Origin of the sequence: Pseudoflavonifractor capillosus (assembly GCF_016899775.1) — a bacterium.
GTDB lineage: Bacteria > Bacillota > Clostridia > Oscillospirales > Oscillospiraceae > Lawsonibacter.
Genome location: NZ_JACJJE010000111.1, coordinates 1 through 3019, shown reverse-complemented (window position 1 = coordinate 3019; position 3019 = coordinate 1). Strand labels below are relative to the sequence as shown.

2 protein-coding genes are annotated in these 3019 nt (G+C 53.0%); one reads left to right on the top strand and one right to left on the bottom strand.

Features of this window, described 5'->3' with window-relative positions:
- Positions 1-2586: hypothetical protein (locus H6B31_RS16360; protein ID WP_204899476.1), on the top strand; the 2586-nt coding region annotated here is incomplete at its 5' end.
- A 67-nt stretch (positions 2587-2653) separates the two neighbouring features.
- Here the strand turns inward: H6B31_RS16360 and H6B31_RS16355 are convergent.
- A partial coding sequence (locus H6B31_RS16355) for a hypothetical protein (protein ID WP_204899475.1) occupies positions 2654-3019 on the bottom strand: 366 nt, incomplete at its 5' end.

The following is a 3019-nucleotide window of genomic DNA, read 5'->3' as shown; positions in this document are numbered from 1 at the left end:
GACCTGTTCGTGGGCGTGGACTCCGGCGTGACCCAGGCCATGACCCGCAACGACGTGGCTCAGCTGGTGCTGAACACCCTGAAGTCCGGCACCGTGCAGGCTGAGACCAACGGCAGCCTGACCGTGGGCAACGTGACCATCGCCACCGATGTGAAGTACAGCTACATCACCAGCAACCAGACCTACGCCAACGCCATCAGCAGCGACAAGTCCACCAGCAACACCACCGACGCCAACCGTTCCATCGTGGAGCTGGGCGAGAAGCTGTACAACGGCGACCTGAAGCTGGACGAGGACACCACCGACGTGTTCGGCCGCCCCGCCCGCACCTGGAGCTATGAGGGCGAGGAGATCGGCACCTTTGCGCAGAAGGAGCTGCTGGCCGCCGAGTTCACCACCGCTGTCACCGGCAAGGAGCTGTACGACGTGGTGGGCAAGACTGCCTATGACAAGTACGACTTCGAGAGCTATGTGGACGGCGAGGAGAATGGTCTCTATAAGGAGATCTCCCGCAATAACCGCAGTGACGTGAGCAACACCGATAACGGTGCCCTGACCCAGGTGTTTGTTGACACCGATGACGAGATCGTCACCGTCACGGTTATCAATACTTATTTGGCTCAGGCTAATGCTGATTACAACGAGAAAAAGGACACTGTTACTCTGAAGGTCTATGGTAAGACCGCGGATGACAAGTCCATCAGCAATCAGACTGTTTCCGGTGAGGACTTCTATATCGAAGACCTGGAGAAGGACGACTTCGTCCTGGTCACCTATGCCGACGATGAGATCCAATCCATGGATGATGTGAAGATCATTGCGGACACCGAGATCAGCAAGTTCAGCGCCAACGGCAGCGAGGTCACTGCTGTGACCGTGGACGGCACCAAGTATGACGCCTCTGCCAAGCTGGAGTATGATGAAAAGGTTCTGGACGACTACACCGACAACAACCTGAAGGACACCACTTATAATGTGTATCTGGATCAGTACGGTTATGTCATCGGTGTGGATATCGTGGACAAGGTGGATAACTATTTGTTCATCACTGGTGTTGATGATGCTTCCAGCAATCTGTCCACCAAGAGTTGGGATGCTAATGCTATCTTCATGGATGGTACCAGCAAGGTTATCGAAGTGAAGAATGACGGCACTCTGAAGAACGATGGTCCTATCATCAACAAGTGGTTCTCCTATACTGTCAGCAAGGATGATGTTTATTCCTTGACTGCCATCGAGGACAAGAATGAAATTGCTTTCGATGATGACGGCGACGTGGCTCAGAATCACAGCACCGAGGGCGAGGTTCCCAAGATTGATGATAAGCACATCTCTGTCCCCGGCATTGACAGCCGCGTGTACGGCAACGATGAGTCCGTGTATCTGCTGGCTGAGCTTGACAAGGTTGTCACTGGCAAGCTGAGCTATGCCGTTATCAAGGGCGCTGATGAAGTTGTCATTGGTGTGGACAATGCCGCCTTTGAAACCTGGGGCTGGAAGGATGCCTCTGAAAACGCTGGAAAGACTTCCGTTGACTACAGCACTGACAGCAGCCGCGATAACTATGGCGACAATGTCTTCTCCTATGGCACCTATGCTCTGTACAACGATGACGGTTATGTGATTGCTGCTGTGGTCGTTGGCGAGAGCGGCACTACCACCAGCAAGGTAGCCTTTGCGCTTACCGATGATCTGGAGGACGAAAGCTACGACAAGAACGCCGAGGAGTGGACTTGGACCCGTAAGGTCGTCATTGACGGTGAGGAAGTGCTGCTGACTGAGACCAGCGACGAGAATAAGAGCGTCCTGGAAGACGATATGGATCAGTACAACTGGTACACTGTCAAGTACGACGCCGACGGCAACGTGCGTGACGTTGAGCTGTTTGACGATGCCTCCGAGTATGCTATTACGATTGCTGATGCCGTTAAGCTGATTAAGGCGGATCAGAAGGACCTGATTGTTGCTGACATTGGCCGCACTGGTCATGTGTATGATCTGAAGGGCAAGACTCTGTACAATGTCACCACCGGTGAGGAGGGCTTCCGCATTGCTGAGGATGCCAATATCGTCCTGCGCCAGCAGAATAACAACAAGTGGACTACCACTTATGAAACTGGTGTGAGTGCGCTGGAGTCCATTCTGGATGATCTGAATACCACTCACGACTACAGCTTCGACGCTGTTATTGAGGACGGCCGCGCTACTAGTGTGATTATCGTGGACTATGCCCTCGATAACGATTACACTGGTCCTTCCGGTGATACTAACGACGGCTCCCTGGCTCTGAACGCTCTGTCCTTCAGCGAAAACGGAATGAAGGTGAACTTCACCAACAACTCTGGTTCCAACTTTGAAACTGGCGCTAGAGCCAAGGTCGTGGTGAAGAATGCCGACGGCTATCAGGTTTGTGCACTGGACAATGTGCAGGTAACCAAAGACAGTGTTGCGAATGGCGCGAGCGCCGATATTACCTTTGACGGCTTTAAGGCTGTTCCCAGCAACACTGGCAACTATACCGTAACTCTGACCATTACTTCTGCTCATGGTACTTTCACTGTTACCAGAACTCTTGGCACTATCTAATTACTAATTAGAGGTACTACGGTGTAGTAATTTAACCCCCGGGCTTCGGCCCGGGGGTTTTATACATTCAGTTTTTCTTTTTCAGCCCCAACACCCAATACACCTTATTTTCACTGTTCATCTGGTACCGGGCATCCACACTGTTGTACAGGGACATCTGCGTCCCCGTCCAGGTCAGGGAAGAAGTGCTGACAAAGCTCTCCGAGTAGGTGACGTCCTTACATGCCAAAATGGCCTCCTTAACGCCGCCCCGGCCCAGCAGGATTGCCAGGTCTCCCACGACCAGAAATGCGTCGGGCAAGGAAGAAAAGGTGATCCGGGTGGGGGACGACTGCCCCATTGCTCCGTTCCCCGTATAGGTCAGCAGCTCCATGTCGCAGTTGCCCATCCCAGCGGACACCGCTGCAACTGACTCAGACAGAGCAGTCAAATC